Origin of the sequence: Furfurilactobacillus cerevisiae, from assembly GCF_048961765.1 — a bacterium.
Classification (GTDB): domain Bacteria; phylum Bacillota; class Bacilli; order Lactobacillales; family Lactobacillaceae; genus Furfurilactobacillus; species Furfurilactobacillus milii_A.
In genome coordinates, this window is record NZ_CP185253.1 from 1314398 (window position 1) to 1331920 (window position 17523).

General features: G+C 43.3%; 14 protein-coding genes and 2 pseudogenes. 12 read left to right on the top strand and 4 right to left on the bottom strand.

The genetic code is table 11. The features are described from left to right. Position 1 precedes the first annotated feature (1 nt). Genes ABUE36_RS06265 through ABUE36_RS06275 form a run of 3 tightly spaced genes read left to right on the top strand, consistent with a single transcriptional unit; the run spans position 2 to position 4788 of the window. A complete protein-coding gene (locus ABUE36_RS06265; RefSeq protein ID WP_421017397.1) occupies positions 2-1240 on the top strand; it encodes a metallophosphoesterase family protein in 1239 nt (412 codons plus the stop codon). Between the two features lie 3 nt (positions 1241-1243). Beyond that, complete coding sequence (locus tag ABUE36_RS06270; RefSeq protein ID WP_421017398.1) at positions 1244-3754, top strand: AAA family ATPase; 2511 nt, start codon at positions 1244-1246, stop codon at positions 3752-3754. Positions 3755-3813: 59 nt separating this feature from the next. After that, positions 3814-4788, top strand: coding sequence for a 3'-5' exoribonuclease YhaM family protein (locus ABUE36_RS06275; RefSeq protein ID WP_421017399.1), 975 nt, complete (start codon positions 3814-3816; stop codon positions 4786-4788). Between the two features lie 149 nt (positions 4789-4937). Here ABUE36_RS06275 and ABUE36_RS06280 read toward each other — a convergent pair whose 3' ends face one another. The 3 genes from ABUE36_RS06280 to ABUE36_RS06290 all read right to left on the bottom strand — a co-directional run bounded on the left by ABUE36_RS06280 (position 4938) and on the right by ABUE36_RS06290 (position 6754). Continuing rightward, a complete protein-coding gene (locus ABUE36_RS06280) occupies positions 4938-5849 on the bottom strand; it encodes a peptidylprolyl isomerase (RefSeq protein WP_421017400.1) in 912 nt (303 codons plus the stop codon). A 206-nt stretch (positions 5850-6055) separates the two neighbouring features. Next, positions 6056-6316, bottom strand: coding sequence for a hypothetical protein (locus ABUE36_RS06285; protein WP_017261672.1), 261 nt, complete (start codon positions 6314-6316; stop codon positions 6056-6058). Positions 6317-6319: 3 nt separating this feature from the next. Then, on the bottom strand, positions 6320-6754 hold the full coding sequence (locus ABUE36_RS06290) for an HIT family protein (protein ID WP_178942656.1): 435 nt from the start codon (positions 6752-6754) through the stop codon (positions 6320-6322). Positions 6755-7117: 363 nt separating this feature from the next. Between ABUE36_RS06290 and ABUE36_RS06295 the strand changes: the two genes are divergently transcribed. The 7 genes and pseudogenes from ABUE36_RS06295 (at position 7118) to ABUE36_RS06325 (ending at position 13533) form a co-directional block, all read left to right on the top strand. Then, positions 7118-7855 carry an ABC transporter ATP-binding protein gene (locus ABUE36_RS06295; protein WP_421017401.1) on the top strand — a complete coding sequence of 246 codons (738 nt, stop codon included), beginning with the start codon at positions 7118-7120 and terminating at the stop codon, positions 7853-7855. Continuing rightward, positions 7836-9068, top strand: a complete 1233-nt coding sequence (locus ABUE36_RS06300) for an ABC transporter permease (protein ID WP_421017402.1) — start codon at positions 7836-7838, stop codon at positions 9066-9068. The genes ABUE36_RS06295 and ABUE36_RS06300 overlap by 20 nt, the downstream gene beginning before the upstream one ends. 144 nt (positions 9069-9212) lie before the next feature. Beyond that, positions 9213-9602: pseudogene (locus ABUE36_RS06305) on the top strand (tRNA (guanosine(46)-N7)-methyltransferase TrmB); the annotation flags it as partial. Between the two features lie 98 nt (positions 9603-9700). After that, positions 9701-10630 (top strand): IS30-like element ISLpl1 family transposase, encoded by a 930-nt coding sequence (locus ABUE36_RS06310; protein ID WP_096109805.1) that lies wholly within the window; start codon positions 9701-9703, stop codon positions 10628-10630. Between the two features lie 13 nt (positions 10631-10643). Beyond that, a pseudogene (locus ABUE36_RS06315) lies at positions 10644-10925 on the top strand (tRNA (guanosine(46)-N7)-methyltransferase TrmB); the annotation flags it as partial. 254 nt (positions 10926-11179) lie between these two features. Then, positions 11180-12553: a hypothetical protein gene (locus ABUE36_RS06320; protein ID WP_421017403.1), complete on the top strand. Its 1374-nt coding sequence runs from the start codon at positions 11180-11182 to the stop codon at positions 12551-12553. Further along, the gene (locus ABUE36_RS06325; protein WP_421017404.1) at positions 12550-13533 is read left to right on the top strand and encodes an alpha/beta hydrolase; all 984 of its coding nucleotides are present in this window, start codon (positions 12550-12552) and stop codon (positions 13531-13533) included. Before ABUE36_RS06320 ends, ABUE36_RS06325 begins: the two co-directional genes overlap by 4 nt. A 140-nt stretch (positions 13534-13673) precedes the next feature. Here ABUE36_RS06325 and ABUE36_RS06330 read toward each other — a convergent pair whose 3' ends face one another. Beyond that, on the bottom strand, positions 13674-14015 hold the full coding sequence (locus ABUE36_RS06330; RefSeq protein WP_421017405.1) for a peptidase: 342 nt from the start codon (positions 14013-14015) through the stop codon (positions 13674-13676). A gap of 142 nt (positions 14016-14157) precedes the next feature. On the opposite strand from ABUE36_RS06330, the gene ytpR reads away from it, so the two are divergent. Beyond that, positions 14158-14799 carry a YtpR family tRNA-binding protein gene (ytpR, locus tag ABUE36_RS06335; RefSeq protein ID WP_161001447.1) on the top strand — a complete coding sequence of 214 codons (642 nt, stop codon included), beginning with the start codon at positions 14158-14160 and terminating at the stop codon, positions 14797-14799. 243 nt (positions 14800-15042) lie between these two features. Beyond that, positions 15043-17508, top strand: a complete 2466-nt coding sequence (locus ABUE36_RS06340; protein ID WP_421017406.1) for a DNA translocase FtsK — start codon at positions 15043-15045, stop codon at positions 17506-17508. Positions 17509-17523 lie beyond the last annotated feature (15 nt).

A 17523-nucleotide genomic window follows, 5' to 3' on the forward strand; every position in this document is an offset into this window, starting at 1 on the left:
CATGAAGTTCATTCATACGGCTGACCTACATTTAGACAGTCCATTTTTGGGCCTTAAAGATTTGCCGGATGCTTTATGGCAAAGAATTTATGAATCGCCTCTAACGGCCTTTAAACGGTTGGTTAGCGACGCCATTGACACACAGGTCGATTTTGTTTTAATTACCGGTGACGTTTATGATCGCCAGGAACGTGCGATTAACGCTCAGGCAGCTTTTTTAACCGAGATGGAGCGGTTGAATCAGGCACAGATCCCAGTGTATTTAAGTTATGGCAATCATGATTATCTGGATGCAGCAACGGATGGGCTTCAACTACCGGCCAACGTCCATTCGTTTGGTGAAGAGGTGTCTAGTTTTAAGCTGACAACGCGAGATCAAACAAAAGTTGAAATAGTCGGTTTTTCGTATCCGACTCGAGTTGTTACCACAGATATGGCGGCCAAATTCCCTAATCGCAATCCGCAAGCAGACGTTCAAATTGGCATGTTGCATGGTTCAATTGCTGGCAAACCAGGACCGCATGATACCGACGCACCGTTTACTGTGGATGAGCTTATGAGCAAGCATTACGATTACTGGGCGCTTGGCCACATTCACAAACGGCAGGTCTTACATGAGGAACGGCCGTGGATTATTTACCCAGGTAATATTCAAGGACGCCACATAAACGAAACTGGTGAAAAGGGGTACGTGCTGGTTCAACAGGAACAGAGTCGTTTGGTGCCAACTTTTCATGCGGTGGCTCCCGTCGTGTGGAATTTGAAAACGGTGGACTGTGACAGCATCACCAGCACAAGCAGTTTGCAACAAGCAATTGACAATCAGTTAAGCCAATTGGCCGACCGAGTGAAAGCACATTCCTCTAACCAGTCTTTAGAAATGTTGAATCTTAAACTAATCCATACAGATCAATTGGCCGCTGAAACTAAGCAACGGTTGACTAATGGGAGTCTGTTAAGCTTACTTCAATCCCAAGAAATGGCTCGATTAGCTGAAGCTAACCAACTGGTTGTGGATCTGCAACTGGCAGATGAAGACAGTGAAGCAACACACTTTACACAACTGGATCAGCATTATTGGAATCAGGCGGCAGAATCAGTTTTTGCGGCAGAAAACATTGCGAAAACTGCTGATCAACTTTTTGCTGAGCCGACAATTGCGAGTGCGTTAGCTCACAGTGGTGAAAATCTGAAACAGGCTGTTATTCGACAGGTCAACGCGGCCGGAAAGGATGAGTAATCGATGAATATTACAGAAATTCATGTCGATGGTTTCGGTAAATGGCAAAACAAAACTTTTCCGGTCAATCCGCAGCTGCAAGTTTTTTATGGCGAAAACGAAGCAGGAAAGACAACTATTCAAAAGTTCGTTAGCAGTGTGTTATTCGGCTTTGCGACGGCCAAACATCCGGCTGAACAGTACTTACCAAAAACAGGCGCCGGCTATGGTGGTAGCTTGACGTTTACGGTGGATGATGCCCAGCAGACACAATATCGGCTACGTCGTACTTCAGGTAAGAATGGTGGCGACATTCAGCTGACAAATTTGACTACTAATCAAGTGATGCCGCCCGAGCTGTTGGACCAATTGCTAGGACCGGTTGATCGAACATTGAACGACGCTACGTTTAACTTTGACCTGAGTGGTTTACAACTCTTGACCACAGTGACGCAACCCGAGTTGATGGCAAATGTTCAACGTGTTGGGGCAGTCGGAAGTACCTCATGGATTGAGCTGGCTGAGCAATTTGGTAAAGACGCAGACGATTTATACCGTCCTAGAGGTCAAAAGCCAGCCTTAAATCAGCAGCTAACTACTTATCATGATTTGCAGGCGCAACTGAAAGCGGCAGAAGCGAGCTATCCCGATTTTGTCAAACGCCAACATGACATTCTATCTGGTAAGCAGCAAGTTGCTCAACTTGGTGATCACATTAAAGAATTAACGAGCAAACGGGATGAGTTAGCAAGAATCAAGCAGTTGTGGCCGGTCTTTGAAAAGTACCGGGACATGTCAGGTGGTCTGCCGGATGTGGATGAAAAATTGATTACGGCAGAAGATTATGCTGACTTTTTAAAACTGCAGACACAGCGTGAACAGTTGATGCAAACGTCAGTCCGTCAGGTAGCTCAGCTAAAGGAACAGACGGCAGAAACGCCTCACGACGTTCAATTCTATATTGATCATCAGAGTGCCTTTAAATCGCAGGCTGCGTCGTTTGATCAGATTGAAACGGCAATTCATGAGCGTCAGTATAGTCGACAGCAAGTTGCTGAGCAAAGTGATGAACGAGATCAAATCGTGGCAAAGCACCGATTTAATGCACCGTGGCCAACACCACTGAATGATTCGGAATATGAGCAAGTTAGTCGACTTACTCAGACGGGCCAGCAACGGGCCAGAAATGGTTCAAAGACGCGTGAGCAGTGGTTAATGATGGGCGTCGGTCTTGTCCTTTTGTTGCTTGGACTGGTAATGAATAGTGGTATTAAATGGCTGTTTGTGCTTTTGGGTATCGCTGGCATAGCCGGTGGCTGGTTCAATGTTTTGAACTGGTTTCGGGCTCAACAGGCTCATGAAACGGTAGCAACAAAAGAAAGTAGCCTATCCGAGTTAACCCAGCAACATCATATGGCTGGCTTTCCGGTGGACACATGGTTGGCCTTACAACCAAATATTCAAAGATTAAATCAGTTAACAGATCAAATTGATTCATTAAAAAGTAAAATTCAACAGTTGAACGCTGATATCAATCACTTCTTTGAAGGTTATCAGTTTGCTGGGACACAATTGCCGTTAACGAATTTGTCAGCAGCCGATGCGTTATTAAAAGCTCGACAGTATACATCGGCAAAGGAACTAGCCGTCGCAACTGTGCAGGGACAATCACAGCAGCGCCTGCAACTTATCCGTGAAAATAGTGACTTACAGTCCAAATTAAGCGAGGTAACGACATCGTTACAACAAGTGATGCAACGTCATCATGTACAAACGCCAAATGATTTTGAAAATCTATATCAACAGCAACTTCAGTTAGCTGATCAAACAGCGGAACGTCGTGCACTTGGTAATCAGTTGACACCGGAGTGGCTGGCTAAACTAACTTCATATCGGGACTTAGCAGCCGTTGACCAACGCCAGGCGGAAGTGTTAGCGGATTTACAAAGCGATATTGAGCAACGTGATCAGGTGCAAGAGGACATTGCAAATCAACAGGCGTTGTTTGCTCGTCAGAGTGAAGATGACACCATGCCAATGCTGCGACAACGTTTGGCAAACATGGAAACTCAGCTAGTTGAAACCGCGCAACAATGGTTGGTTGACCGACTAAGCGCGCAGTGGATTGACGGGGCGCTTAATGCTGCGTCTGCTGACCGTTTGCCAGCAATTGTAAAGCGCGCGCAAACCTATTTTGCGACGTTAACACTGGCGCACTATACTAAGATTGAGTTTATTAACGAGGCATTAACGGTAACGACGGCTCAAGGAACCGTTTTCGACGTTACCGAATTATCTCGTGGGACGGCTGAGCAACTTTATATCGCGCTTCGACTTGGCTTTGCCAGTGTCATGGCCGACAGGACTGCAATGCCATTGATTATTGATGATGCGTTCGTTGACTTTGATCGTCATCGTAAACAGGCAATGTTTAGCTTGATGAAAGAGCTCGCTCAACAGGTTCAGGTGATTTACTTTACAGCGGATGCGGGGGCACTAACTACGTTTGACGACAATCAGGTTACTGAGCTTTAGCGACCGCATAAGTTAGTGTGGTTTCGGAGAGACAAAAATAAACGTAAGGAGTCGTGAACATGGCGGAAAAACAATTGCTGTCATTTCAGGTAGATGAACAATTTGATTTGTTCTTGTTACTGAAAGGGGCAGACGTAAGGACGGCTAAAAACGGAAAACAATTTATTCGGATGACGTTTGAGGACCCTTCTGGCGAACTATCCGGTAATTTTTGGGATGCAACGGACCAAGATATTGCTACGTTTGAACCGGGTAAAGTGGTCCTGGTTAGAGGTAAGAAAGAACTTTATCAGGGGAATCCGCAACTCAAAATCATGAATCTACGGTTGGCTAATACCGGTGAACCCAATGATCCATCCCAGTACGTCGCCCACGGGCCGATGACGCGGGCTGAAATGGAAGAATCCGTTTCAAACATTATTTTTGAAATCACTGAACCCACGTGGAATCGGGTAGTTCGAACATTGCTTCAGCGCCATGCAGATGATTTCTATAATTTTCCGGCTGCTAAGAAAAACCATCATGCATTTGCAGGTGGGTTAGCTTATCATACGATTTCAATTGTGAGACTGGCCAAGACTGTTGCCGATTTGCATCCAAATATTGATCGTTCATTGCTGTACTCCGGAGCGCTTCTACATGATTTGGGCAAAACCATTGAATTGTCAGGCCCGATTTCAACAACTTATACATTGGCCGGTAACTTAATTGGTCACATCGTTTTGATTGATGAAGAAATTGTGAATGTCTGTCAAGAATTGCACTTTGATCCTGAAAGTGAGGAGATGCTGTTGCTGCGGCACATGATTCTGGCGCATCATGGTTTGTTGGAATACGGTTCACCAGTTCGGCCACATTTGCTAGAAGCGGAAGTTCTCCATGATTTGGATGAACTAGATGCTTCGATTCAAATGATGAGCACAGCAGTTGAACATACTGAACCTGGTGATTTCTCTGAACGAATTTTTGGTTTAGACGGCCGTAATTTTTACCGACCAACAGCGTCCAAAACTAATCAATCAGAGGATGATTAGTGATTCATTATTGAATATTCAAACGTTGATTTACTCGTTCATAACGAGCCGTGCTTCATTCGGTGTCAAACTTCAGTGCATGATAAAAGGCAACCCCATAAATGAGGTTGCCTTTTATCGTGCATAAACTAATGCAATGACTTAATTGCTTAGTTTGCAGAAGATGATGAGGTAGAAGTGTACTGTGAAAGCACATCCTTCAAGTCATTATCCTTAATGTTAACGTTACCCTTCTTCAATTCCTTAGCAATAACGGATTGAAGGACAGTACCACCGTTGCTGGTGTCCATGTCTTGGTTCCAAATTTGTTCCTTAAGATCTTGTTTGTGCTGTGTCCAAGTGCCCTTAGAAGGTTTGTTCAACATCTTAATAACGTAATAACTCTTTGTTCCAGTTTGTGAGTTAGTGTCAGTTACAGGAGTCTTTGTGTATTCACCATTATTCAACTTGAAGGCAGCTGTTTTAATGCTGTCATCAACTGAAGAGGTGGCATTATCAAACGTTGGCACTTTTCCACCTTTATTTTTGGTACTCGTGTCGTCTGAATATTTCTTAGCGACTTTAGCAAATGAAGTACCAGAGTTTAATTCATCAATGGCTTTGGTGGCAGTGGCTTTCTTGCTAGTTACGATAACGGCCGTTGAAACTTTAGGTTCCCAACTCTTGAACTGTTTCTTCAAGTCAGAGTTAGTAATCTTGACGTCGTTTTTCACGGCCTCTTTTAGTAACAGGTTCATGCGAAGGGTGTCTTTCAAGCTGGAAGCTGTCATCCCTTGTTGGGTCAACATGCTGTTGAAGCTAGAACCGTATTGTTTCTTAACCGTATTATATTGCTTGTTGACCTTACTGCTTGAAACTTTGTTACCGTAATTCTTTTCAAGCACTTTTTTGATGATCATTTGTTGCAGGACTTGCTTACCCTGACTAGTGGTCTTCATACTTGAGTAGTATTGGTCCTGGGTGATTTTACCACCGTTGGTCGTTGCCACAGTTTTGTTTCCACACGCAGCAAGTGAAAAGGCCATCACTAAACCGGCTGGAACAAGAAGCCATTTTTTCATAAAAAATATTCACATCCATTTCGATTTTTGTTTGCCATGTCAGCATGGCGAAACGTACAAAAGCTATATTAACATAGATTAATGCCGATGTAGAAACAAGCTGCCGCCTTAACGGAAACTTTTACTTGCGTTAAGGTGCCGTTAAGCTACTGAATAAAAAATGCACTAAGACCGTAAGTATCAGGTGTCAGTGCATGTAAACAACATTATTTTTTATCCTTGTGACGATTAATGGCGGCTAAGTCATCATTTAACTTGTCCAAGTTTTCTTGAATGACTTTTTCGTGAGCCGCTGTTTTAAACTGAAATTGTTCAACAGATTTCTGAATATCATTAACCGTTTCTTGTGCTTTAGCTGCTGTTTCAGACAATTGCGAAACACTATTTTGCAAGCGATGCAGTGCGGTGGTGAAGCCTTGAACTGAAGCAACGAGTTCTCGAATGGGCGCAGTTAGTTTAGCAAACATGGATTACGCCTCCATATGTGCCATGATGTCTTGCTGAATTTTGCGGTAGGCCGCATCATCATAGTTATCACTGTTATCTTTAAAAATCATTTTGAAATCATCGTCATCGCTGTAGCGGGGAACAATGTGAAAGTGTGAGTGGAACACAGACTGATAAGCGACCTTGCCGTTGTTGTTGACAATGTTCATGGCAACAATATTAGGGTTTGATGCGCGGACGGCACGGGCAATTTTAGGAATTCTGGCAAACACACGTTGTGCCAAATCTTCGTCATAAGCAAAGATATCTGGTACGTGGGTCTTAGGAATGACCAAAGTGTGGCCTGGTGTGCCTTGTGAGATATCTAAAAACGCTTTGACTTCGTCATCTTCATATACCGTGTAGCTTGGAATTTCGCCTTTAATAATCTTACAAAAAATGCAGTTATCGTCTAGCATTACAGTTCCTCCTCATTTACGTATAGGCGCAAACGTTTCGTTTGATTTAACGATTCGTGACTTAACCTATATGCACCTATACATCTTTTCACTTATCTTGATTATACACATCTGTCTTGACTGCGGAAAGGATTGTGAGACGTAAGTGTGTTAATTGCTTGCACCGCGCGATCCGTTTTTGAGGAGGATATATGCTATAATCAGGGACAGCATTTTTAAACGTAAGCGCCAATACTAATGAAAATAGCGTTGTAACAGTTTAACGTTTATTCGCGCCGAAACCTTTTCTAAACCCGGTGCGATGATCGGCATAGAATAACAAAGTAATATGAATGTAGATAAAATAATTGAAAGGATATAACTATGGGAATTGAAGTTGAACATTTAGTGGGCGGTTATTCGCAGGTTCCAGTACTAAAAGATGTCAGTTTTTCCGTTGCAGACGGCGAAGTGGTCGGCCTCATTGGTTTAAACGGGGCCGGCAAGTCGACGACGATTAATCATATTATTGGTTTGTTAACGCCAATTCGAGGACATATCCAATTAGGCAGGGTGGATCTCAAAACAGATCCGTCCGCGTACAAACAGCAAATTGCGTATATTCCAGAATTACCAGTGTTATACGATGAGCTAACCCTTCAGGAAACACTCACGTTAACCATGATGGCTTATGGTTTAGATGTCGAGAAAACGTGGATTCGGGCACATGAATTATTAAAAACATTCCGTTTAGATAATAAGTTGAACTGGTTTCCTGCCAATTTTTCTAAGGGAATGAGACAAAAGGTTATGATTGTGAATGCATTTATGACCAATGCGAAGGTTTTTATTATTGACGAACCGTTTTTAGGCTTAGATCCGGTTGCTGTGCATGACTTGCTTCAATTGATTGAGGAAGCACGTGGCCGTGGGGCGGCCGTTCTCATGTCGACACACGTGCTTGCAAACGCTGAAAAATATTGTGACCGATTCATCTTGCTAAACCAGGGCGAAGTGAAGGTTTCTGGGACGTTAGATCAGTTACGGGCCGCTTTCCCAGACGTAGGTGGTTCTCTGGATGATATTTATTTGGCACTAGCAAATGGTGAACGTAATGACTGATTTGCAAAAACTGTTTTCCCAACGTTTATCACGCCATGCCGGTCAGTTATTGAAATATTTACGGCTCGTCTTCACTGATCACTTTGTCATTGCGTTATTTTTCTTCTTTGGCGCGTTGGGGTTTGCCTACCAGAATGAATTAAAAACGTTAACATTAGGTGTCTGGTGGGGACCATGGTTAACCATGCTGATCTTAGTTATTACACTTCAAATGGGAAGATTAGCAACCTTGTTGGAACCTGCTGACGCTGTCTTTTTGCTACCTGCAGAAACGACTCTTCACCAGTATTTAAAGCATGCCCGCAATTATAGCTTGTTAATGGCAAGTTTCATTCAAATTGCTGTTGGTGTAGTTTTATTACCGTTTTTAGCTCGTGGTGACCAGATGACCTTGCTTGAAGCTGCCATCCTTATTATGACTCAGTTAATTACTAAGGCAGCATGGATGAATTGGCAGCTACAACAAGGCGTCCAACAGGTAAAACATTCAATTGCACAAGTTCGATTGGTAAACTGGTTGGGCGCGATTGTTATTTTTGGTCTCAGTTTGTTTTTGTCTGTCTGGGTTGGTTTGATCGCAGCTTTACTAGCTTTGAGTGTCTCAAGTGTGGGTCTTGGAAAGCGTTGGCACAATGGTCAGTTGGCTTGGCAGTCGCTAATTACAAATGAAAATGGACGTATGATGGTTTTGTATCGTTTCTTTAACCTATTTACAGATGTTCCACAGGTTAAGGCAACAGTTAGAAGACGACGCTATTTAGACCCATTGTGGAAGCTCGTTATCGGTCATTCGACCAATCCATATTTGTTCCTATTTACGCGAGGGCTTGGTCGTGATAGTGATACGTTTGGACTCATTACACGACTGACAGTTATGGGAATGATCATCTTAATCTTTTTGACTAATCAATGGGCCAGCCTTGTTGTGATGCTGTTGGCTATTTATTTGATTGGTTTTCAATTATTGCCTTTCTATCGCGAATATGAGGGAAAGGTATTTACTCATCTGTTTCCAGTTACTAAAGGACAACAGTTGTCAGCTTTCAAAACAGTTTTAACTGACGTTTTGACAATTTGCGCCGTTTTGTTTGTCATCGTTGATGTTGCGGTCAACTGGTCATGGCTGCGGCTTCTGATTGATGTAGTTGCGATGGCGGCTGAATTGATTATCTTTATTGGCTGGTATAGCGGTTGGCACTTGAGAAAAAGCTAGGCTTAAGCTACTGATAAAGTATAAAAACTAGATTCAAAGCGCCGTTTACAATGCGAAATGTTGAACAGTTTGGTGCGCTCAACAATCAACTCATTATCTGAAAATCACATAACTGTTAAAAACAGTATAAGGAGAATCTTTTATATGCGAGTAAGAAACAAACCATGGGCGGACGATCTTATTGCTGAAAACCCTGCAGCCATTGTATTAGATCCTGCTGCTCATCGAGGTCATTGGCAAGATCGTTTTCAACAACGACAGCCGCTACAAGTCGAGATTGGCACCGGTAAGGGTCAGTTTCTGATTGGCATGGCAAAAGCTCATCCGGAAATTAATTTTGTCGGTATTGAATTGCAAAAGTCAGTCTTGGCAGCAGCCTTAAAAACATCTTTGCCAGAAGCATTAGATAATTTACAGTGGGTTTTGGCAGATGGCGACGGTGTTGAAACTTTCTTTGAGCCAGGTGAAGTTGATCAACTCTACTTAAACTTTTCTGATCCATGGCCAAAGACTCGACATGAAAAACGTCGTTTAGTAGATTGTAAAATTAATCCGAACGCTGTTCGGACAAAAAAGATCAGCTTCCTTTAAAATGGTGTTTACAACAAACCCATCTTTTAGGAGCTGATCTTTTGTCTAGTATAACCTATTCCGAACGAATTAAAATCGAAACCTTTTGTGAACTAGGGCTGTCCAATATCCAAATGGGCGTTCGGCTGAACCGATCACCGTCAACAATTTCTTATGAATTATCTCGATGTCAACCTTATCAGGCTGAATTAGCACAAACAGATGCCGAATACAAGCGATCACGATGTGGTCGGAAAACTAAGCTGAGCGATGAGTTAAAGCAAACAATTCTCAACCATTTACATCTAAGCTGGTCACCAGGAATGATTGCTCACGAATTTAAACTAGCGACTAAATCTATTTATAATTGGCTAAATCAGGGGAGAATTGGTTTCTCCTTGAATGATCTACCTGAACATGGCGTACGCCAACGGCGTAACGTTGACCAACGATCCAAATATAATCAATCTTTGGGGCGATCGATTGAACAGCGTCCCATGATGATTAATCAACGTAATCGCATCGGTGATTTTGAACTAGATACCGTCGTTGGCCCTCGTGGGCATAGTAAGGCAGTTTTATTAACTTTAATCGATCGCAAATCACGGTTCCTTTGGGCATATCGGTTAAAGGACCGAACGACAGCGAGTGTTAATGAAGCACTGACTAAGTTCCTAACAACTTTTAATGGACCGGTGCACAGTTTTACTGTGGACCGTGGTACTGAGTTTAGTGGGCTAGTATCATTTGAATCACAATATGGTATTAAGACCTATTACTGTCATGCTTATACGCCAGCTGAACGTGGTAGTAATGAACGCTTTAATCGGAATTTACGTTATTTTTATCCTAAGGGGACTCGTTTTGAGCACATTAGTGCTCAAGATTTAACGACGACGTTACTCCAAATTAACCAGAGACCGCTTAAAATACTTGACTGGAAAACACCGTATCAGGTTATGCTGACCAATTTGTCCAAAAATTCGGATTAAATTTGCAATCTACCGTTTGACGTACAAAACTTTCCTGGCTAGTTATCAGGCGGTTCTGCGTGACAATGGTAAGATTCAGTTTAAAACCGACAATCGCCATTTATTTGAGTATTCACTCATGAGTATGACGACATTTGGGCTGCGATTAATTGAAGTTTCATTGGATCTACATGCAGACATTGCGGCTAGTGACGGTAAGTTGGAAAACATTGAGACAGAGTACGAGCAAAAATTTTCGGCGAAGGGCCAGCCCATTTATCAGCTCGTCGTTGAAATGCCGGACAAGGCTAAATAACGAGTTAGTTGAAGCAGAAATCAAAAGAAGCTGCGACATAAGTTTATGCTGGGACGAATAATGTGAGCAATATCACGCTCCAAACTCCTGAAAATTCCACTTAAGCCAAAACTGACCCATTCCCGAACTGGGGAATGGGTCAGTTTTACGTTTATGCGCGTTCTCAAATCGGACTTATATCACAGGTCGTTTTTGGTTATCACGAAAAAAACGGTTACTGCTTGCACGTCGACAGAGCAAGCGGTATAAAGAACGTGACACATTATGAGGACGTGACTGTAATGATGAAACAACTTGGAAAAGATTTTCACATACGTAACGCAGAAGCAGTTTTATTTTTGCGAGACCGACCAATGACGTCTGTTATTCGTCACCCGTTAACCATTTTGTTTCCGTTTGTCTTAATGGATGTCTTATTGAGTTGGATTGATGAGGCGTGGTTGCGGCCGGATGGTTTTTACTATCAAATTTTTCAATTCAAACGTGCTGGTAGTGCATTAATTGAGGCCGGTTACTCGCTGAGCGATTTAGTTATCATGCTAAATGTGGTTGTCAGTATTTGCGCGGCCTATCTTGTGGGTTATTACTACGCAGAGTTTTTTCACAAAGACAAGATGACGACTGGACTCGCCAGTGCGGCGGCATACATCATTTTAAACTATGACTATCGAAGTCCAGACAACTTATTCTTATTTGATAATTTTGGCTTGCGCGGTCTGTTCTTGGCGTTTGTGACTGGGATCATTGTCGGATTGATATTCCGAATTCCTTTTAGCAATCACTTCTCCAGTCATCAAGTTGTAACAGAGGATGACCGACTTTTTTCGCGTTCTCAACGCATGTTTTTTCCGTTGGCAATCGTAATTATTCTGTTTGTGGGCATCGGTTTTAGCTTGAGTTTGGTTACTGCGGCTGGGCCGCTTGGCATCCTCAATGAGGGGATTGCAACCCTTACCTTGGGTAAAGCAACAACACATGTTTTTGCTATTCTGGCTTCTGCTGTAATTAGCAATCTGTTAATGTTTTTTGGCTTGGCTAGTCCAATCGCGCAACCGCGATTAACTGGTTTTACGACATACTCCGGTGCAAATTATCAATTTTCCCAAGCGCATCATACATCGTTTGGTGCACCGTACCCGATTACCTTACATACGCTGTATGATGTGTTCGGTAATATTAGTGGCGTGGGTGGCATGCTGGCGCTGATGATTGCGATTTTACTAGTCGGGATTGTCCATCGTGAACGGCGGGTCGCCTATCGTGGACTCCTACCAACGTTATCCAATATGTCTGGGATAGGGTTGGTTGGCTTACCAATGATTTTTAATTCAATTTACTTACTACCAATGTTGATTGTTCCTGTATTCAATATGTTGGTTGGGGCGGTGTTGATCAAATCGCGCATTATTCCACCAGCAGTTTATCGAATTCCGTGGACGACTCCAGGGATTCTTCAGGGATATGCAGGCACGGGTGGTGATATTGCCACATTAGTTGTGGCGATTATTCTCTTTTTCTTGGACATTATTTTCTTTATACCGTTTGTTAAAAATGGAAATCGCCTGCAGGCATTATTAATAACGCGTGAGCGGAATCATAATACAGAGACGGGACGTGATCAAAAATGACCAATAAAATCAAACGATGGTTGTTTGTCGGCGGTCTGTTTGTGTTTGTTATTGTAGTGACTTGCTTCACGATTCCGTGGGTCAAGAGCTCAGTCACTAAGCCGCGAACCATTCGACAATCCCAAATGTTGCCAGTTATTTTTATTCCTGGATCGTCGGCCGGACAAAACCGTTTTGATGATTTGTTTAAAACAATCAACTCAGGTCAGGGACTGGCCAGAAATGTTCAAGGTGATCAAAAGTCTACACCAGTTCAACATAGTGTTGTTAAGATTACGGTAAAGGAAGACAATACCCTGCAAGTTACGGGGCAAGTGCGGGCTGGTGACAACACACCGTTCTTCGTCGTAGCCTTTGAAAATAATCATGATGGTTATGCAAATATCAAAAAACAGGCCAAATGGTTTAATATTGCCTTTAACTATTTAGCCAAAACGTACAATTTTAACAACTTTTCTGGGTTTGGTCATTCTAACGGCGGCCTGATATACACGTTGTTTTTAGAAAACTATTTCAACCAGTCTAAGTTTAAAATGCACGAATTGATGATGCTGGGCTCACCGTTTAATCTCGAGGAAAAGGATCAGAGCAAACGGGTTGCGATGCTAGATGACATGGTTGATAACCGTAATAAATTGCCAGCTTCATTAAATGTGTATTTGGTTGCTGGTACGGAAAACTACACAAATGATGGGATTGTGCCCGTTGATAGTGTGTACGCCGGTAAATATGTCTATCAAGATCAGGTCGCACATTTTACAGAACTCACGGTCACAGGTAGTGACGCGGAACATTCCGATTTGCCACAAAACAAGCAGATCGTGTCGTTAATGTCACAAAACCTGCTACAATTCCAAGAACGACAGCCACGCATGAATAACGGAACGACTAATCAAAAATCGAAGAATAACTATAATAATCCTGACAATAATCAGCCATCTTCAAGTCAGTCAAGCAGTGGTAGCAGTAAGAAAAAATAGAATTGCTGTGATATGCAAGACTAGATTGATGTATTCGTAGATGAAGCACGATAGCGAAGAAGCCACCGAGATTGTGATTAATCTCGGTGGCTTCTTCGCTATATTATGCAGTTAATTTTTCATGCTAGTAAAAATCATGGTTATGATTGGAGTTGTGAAGTTACCTTCCAAACGTCGACTACTTTGCCAGTTTTAGTATCGGCTAAAAACTCGTAAGCAACAGGCTGACCATCCTCATGTTTGATGACACCACCGCGATAGACGAGTGTCTGAGCAGCAAATCGTTTAAAAGGCACAGGATGGTGTTCAATCCAAGCACCATCAAGAGCGCCTGATTTACGGAAGGAAGTTTTCACCTCCGCTAAAATTCGGTCCGGACGCTTTAGATGCAGATCCTGAATAAGCGCACCAAGAGCAAGACCGGCCGATATCCCCAGTCCCGCTAAGATGGCTAATTGGCTAAAATGCTGATTGTTTGTCAAGGCGATCCCTCCAGTTGTGGTCAAAATGAATTGCTCATAGTGTACACCATTTTAGGAAAACAGGAAAATGTTGTCTGAACGATTGACCACGTAGGTGCAAGAGGCTAAACTTTAATAACGACATTATATTCGGAGGAAGAACATGTTAATTGCAAGTATGAACCAGCAAGCATCCCCAGATGTACTGGTGGTCATTTTGGCTCCCAATGTGGCGGAGCAATCTGTGGAAACCAGCCAGAACATTGCGCGTATCTATGATCCTAAAACCGATACAACATTAGGTTTTAACTTTATTGGTGTTAGCCATATTGACAAGAGTATCGCCGGTAATGGACCAATTGAATTGTCGGATGATCAAATCAATGCCTTAAAGGCAGCAGTTGAACAAGCTGGCTTTGACGCTACAGTTTTAGTTGCTGACCGCACTCCAAAGTTTGTGGTTGGTTATGTAGAATCAACAACGAAGCATCCTGATTCTGATCACTTGTTAGTAACAAAAACGCGTGTTGACAATGATGAAACACTGCAAATTGTGAGCGGATCACCAAACATGCAGGAACACATTTACGTTGTTGTTGCCAAAGTTGGTGCAGTGATGCCAAACGGTGAAATCATTTGGCCTGGCGAATTGCGGGGCGTTTCCTCAAATGGTATGATTACTAGTGGTCGTGAGCTTCATTTGCAGAATGCACCTCAGAAAAAAGGGGCACTGATTCTACCAGACGATTTTGCAAAAGTCGGTGATCCGTTTGACTTTGAACGCGGCAATAAACTTTTTGTGTAATGCATTTAATTGTTAGTTAGTCCTTTTTCATGTTTTAGAAGTCTGAATTGCATGATAAGGGTGCGAGGGGGCAGAGGCCTCCTCTTTTGCTAGTTCAAATTTTTATTCAAGCTGGGTTATTAGTGGACTGTTGTTACAAGAATAGTGATGACGTTCACTTAGAATCCGATTTGATTTGAAATTAGTGGATTGCAGAGATGGCTGTTTGAAAACGATACTCAATAATTTGACTTAGGTGATTCAATGAAACATTACGATGGTCCGGCGTTTCTCCGGCAACATCCAGAAGAATTAACAAGAATAAAACAGCATCGGCATCATGTTCTACACGCACCTAGTGGTAACGAACGGCAAGGTGGCGGTAGCCCACGCGTGTCTGAGGATCGACAGGAGACGTCTCCTGTCAATGGCAGTCAAGACAAGACGCCAACTAGTGCGCCAGTTCGTTTCGGTAATGATGAGGTTCAAATAGATCGTGCAACTGCAAGCATGTATGCTTCCCAGCAGGCGCGAGCTCTTGAACAGACAATTCGTCCTCGTCGACGTCCTTGGCAACCCAAGCCTAAGTCGGCTGCTCCTGATACGCAGTACGTATCTGCACTGAATAAGCCATTTGCGCCGGCATCCGCAGCATATTCTGCAACCCCTGATAAGACAACCAGCAGTTGGGGTAAAGATGACTGGTCCCACAAAACAGAGGATGTAGCAACAAGTTCAGATTCAGCGACAACATCGGCGAAACGTGAACCAAGCAATAGTGGTTCGAGCACTGAGGTAGTTGCTCATCAGGATTCTGATCAGTCGTCAACTAGTGCTGCTTCGGCTCATTCTGCCGTTTCTGAAACATCGGTACAGGTAACGAATGTGGTAAGCTCGACACAAACTAGCTATCAAGATGATAGTTATGAGACGAAAAGTATTCAACATTCGGATAGCTCCGCCGTTCTGCAGGAATCCGTCGCAAGTAGTAAGGAGCATTCAGCGCAGAGCATGGTCAATGTTACTTCTCATGCAACTGACAGTGATACGGTCGCAACAAGTTCACCAGCTGCACGTTCGCAAACAGCCCTTGGTCATGGATTAGCTGATATTTTGAATGAAGAGCAAAATGGGCAGAAAGACTTGGCGTTGTTTAATCATGATCACGCTGATTCTGATAAGACGACGGATGGTTTGGATCAACGATCTGTTCCAGAAAGTGCTCAAGCGAAGAATAATACGCAGACCGTTGAGCAAGCGGTTGCGCCACTTTCTGGCCGGACGTACGCATCTGAAAGTGATAAGGGCTTAATGACTTATCATTTTCCAAGTTTAGACTTGCTTAAGCCGCCAGTACTGCGTGACGAAGCTAAGTTGGACGCCTGGATTGAGAAACAAATTGATGTGCTAAACAGCACCTTGTCCGCCTTTAATGTGGATGGGGAAGTGGTTGATTACACGGTTGGTCCAACTGTTACCCAATTTCAGGTCAGCCTTGGCCCTGGGGTTCGGGTAAACAAGATCACTAATTTGCAAGATGATCTTAAACTTGCGCTGGCGGCTAAAGATATTCGAATTGAGGCACCAATTCCTGGCCAATCGACAGTCGGAATTGAAATTCCTGATTTAAAATCTCGACCAGTTATGCTGTCGGAGGTTTTGCGTTCTGACGTGTTCCAGAATAGTTTGTCACCGCTGACGGTTGCGTTGGGGGTTGATTTATTCGGTAAACCTCAGGTAACTGATTTGCGCAGCATGCCACACGGGTTAATTGCCGGAGCAACGGGTTCTGGTAAATCCGTGTTCATCAACAGTTTGCTGATGTCAATCATGTACAAGGCAACCCCACAGGAAGTTAAGTTGATTTTAATTGATCCTAAGGCTGTGGAAATGGCACCGTACAACGGCATTCCGCATTTACTATCGCCAGTAGTTTCCGAGCCACAAGCAGCTGCTGCTGCATTGAAGTGGGCTGTTAATGAAATGGAAGAACGTTACCAGAAGCTTGCTGCCGGCGGCGCCCGTAACATTGAACAGTTTAACGAGAAGGCCATGGCGAGTGGTCATCCTGAACAGAAGATGCCCTATATCGTGATTATCATTGACGAATTGGCTGACCTGATGATGGTCGCCGCCTCAGAGGTGCAAGACTACATCGCTAGAATTACTCAAAAGGCGCGGGCTGCTGGCCTACATTTACTGGTCGCCACTCAGCGGCCATCCGTGGACGTTGTTACCGGAACGATTAAAAACAATATTCCGACACGGGTAGCCTTTATGGTATCTAGTCAAATTGATTCACGAACAATTTTAGATACAGCTGGTGCTGAACGTTTGCTGGGACGAGGGGATATGCTTTACCTCGGTAACGGCAAGAGTCAACCAATCCGATTACAGGGAACTTTTGTTGACGATGAAATTGACACCGTAACTGATTTTGTCCGCGAGCAGATGGCGCCACATTATGCCTTCGAACCGAAACAATTGTTAGCAACAGAAATTGCTGCTGAGGATCAAGACGATTTATGGCCCGATGTTCTGAGCTACGTTGCGAATGAGAAGACGGTCTCTACTTCCAAACTGCAACGTGTCTTTTCTATTGGTTATAACCGTGCGGCAAACTTGGTTGACCAATTAGAAAGTCACAGTTATGTGTCCGCTCAACAAGGTTCTAAACCTCGAGAAGTTTTCCTGACACCGGATAAGTTAAAAAAGAGTGATGAAGATTAGCTTAAACCTGTAAAG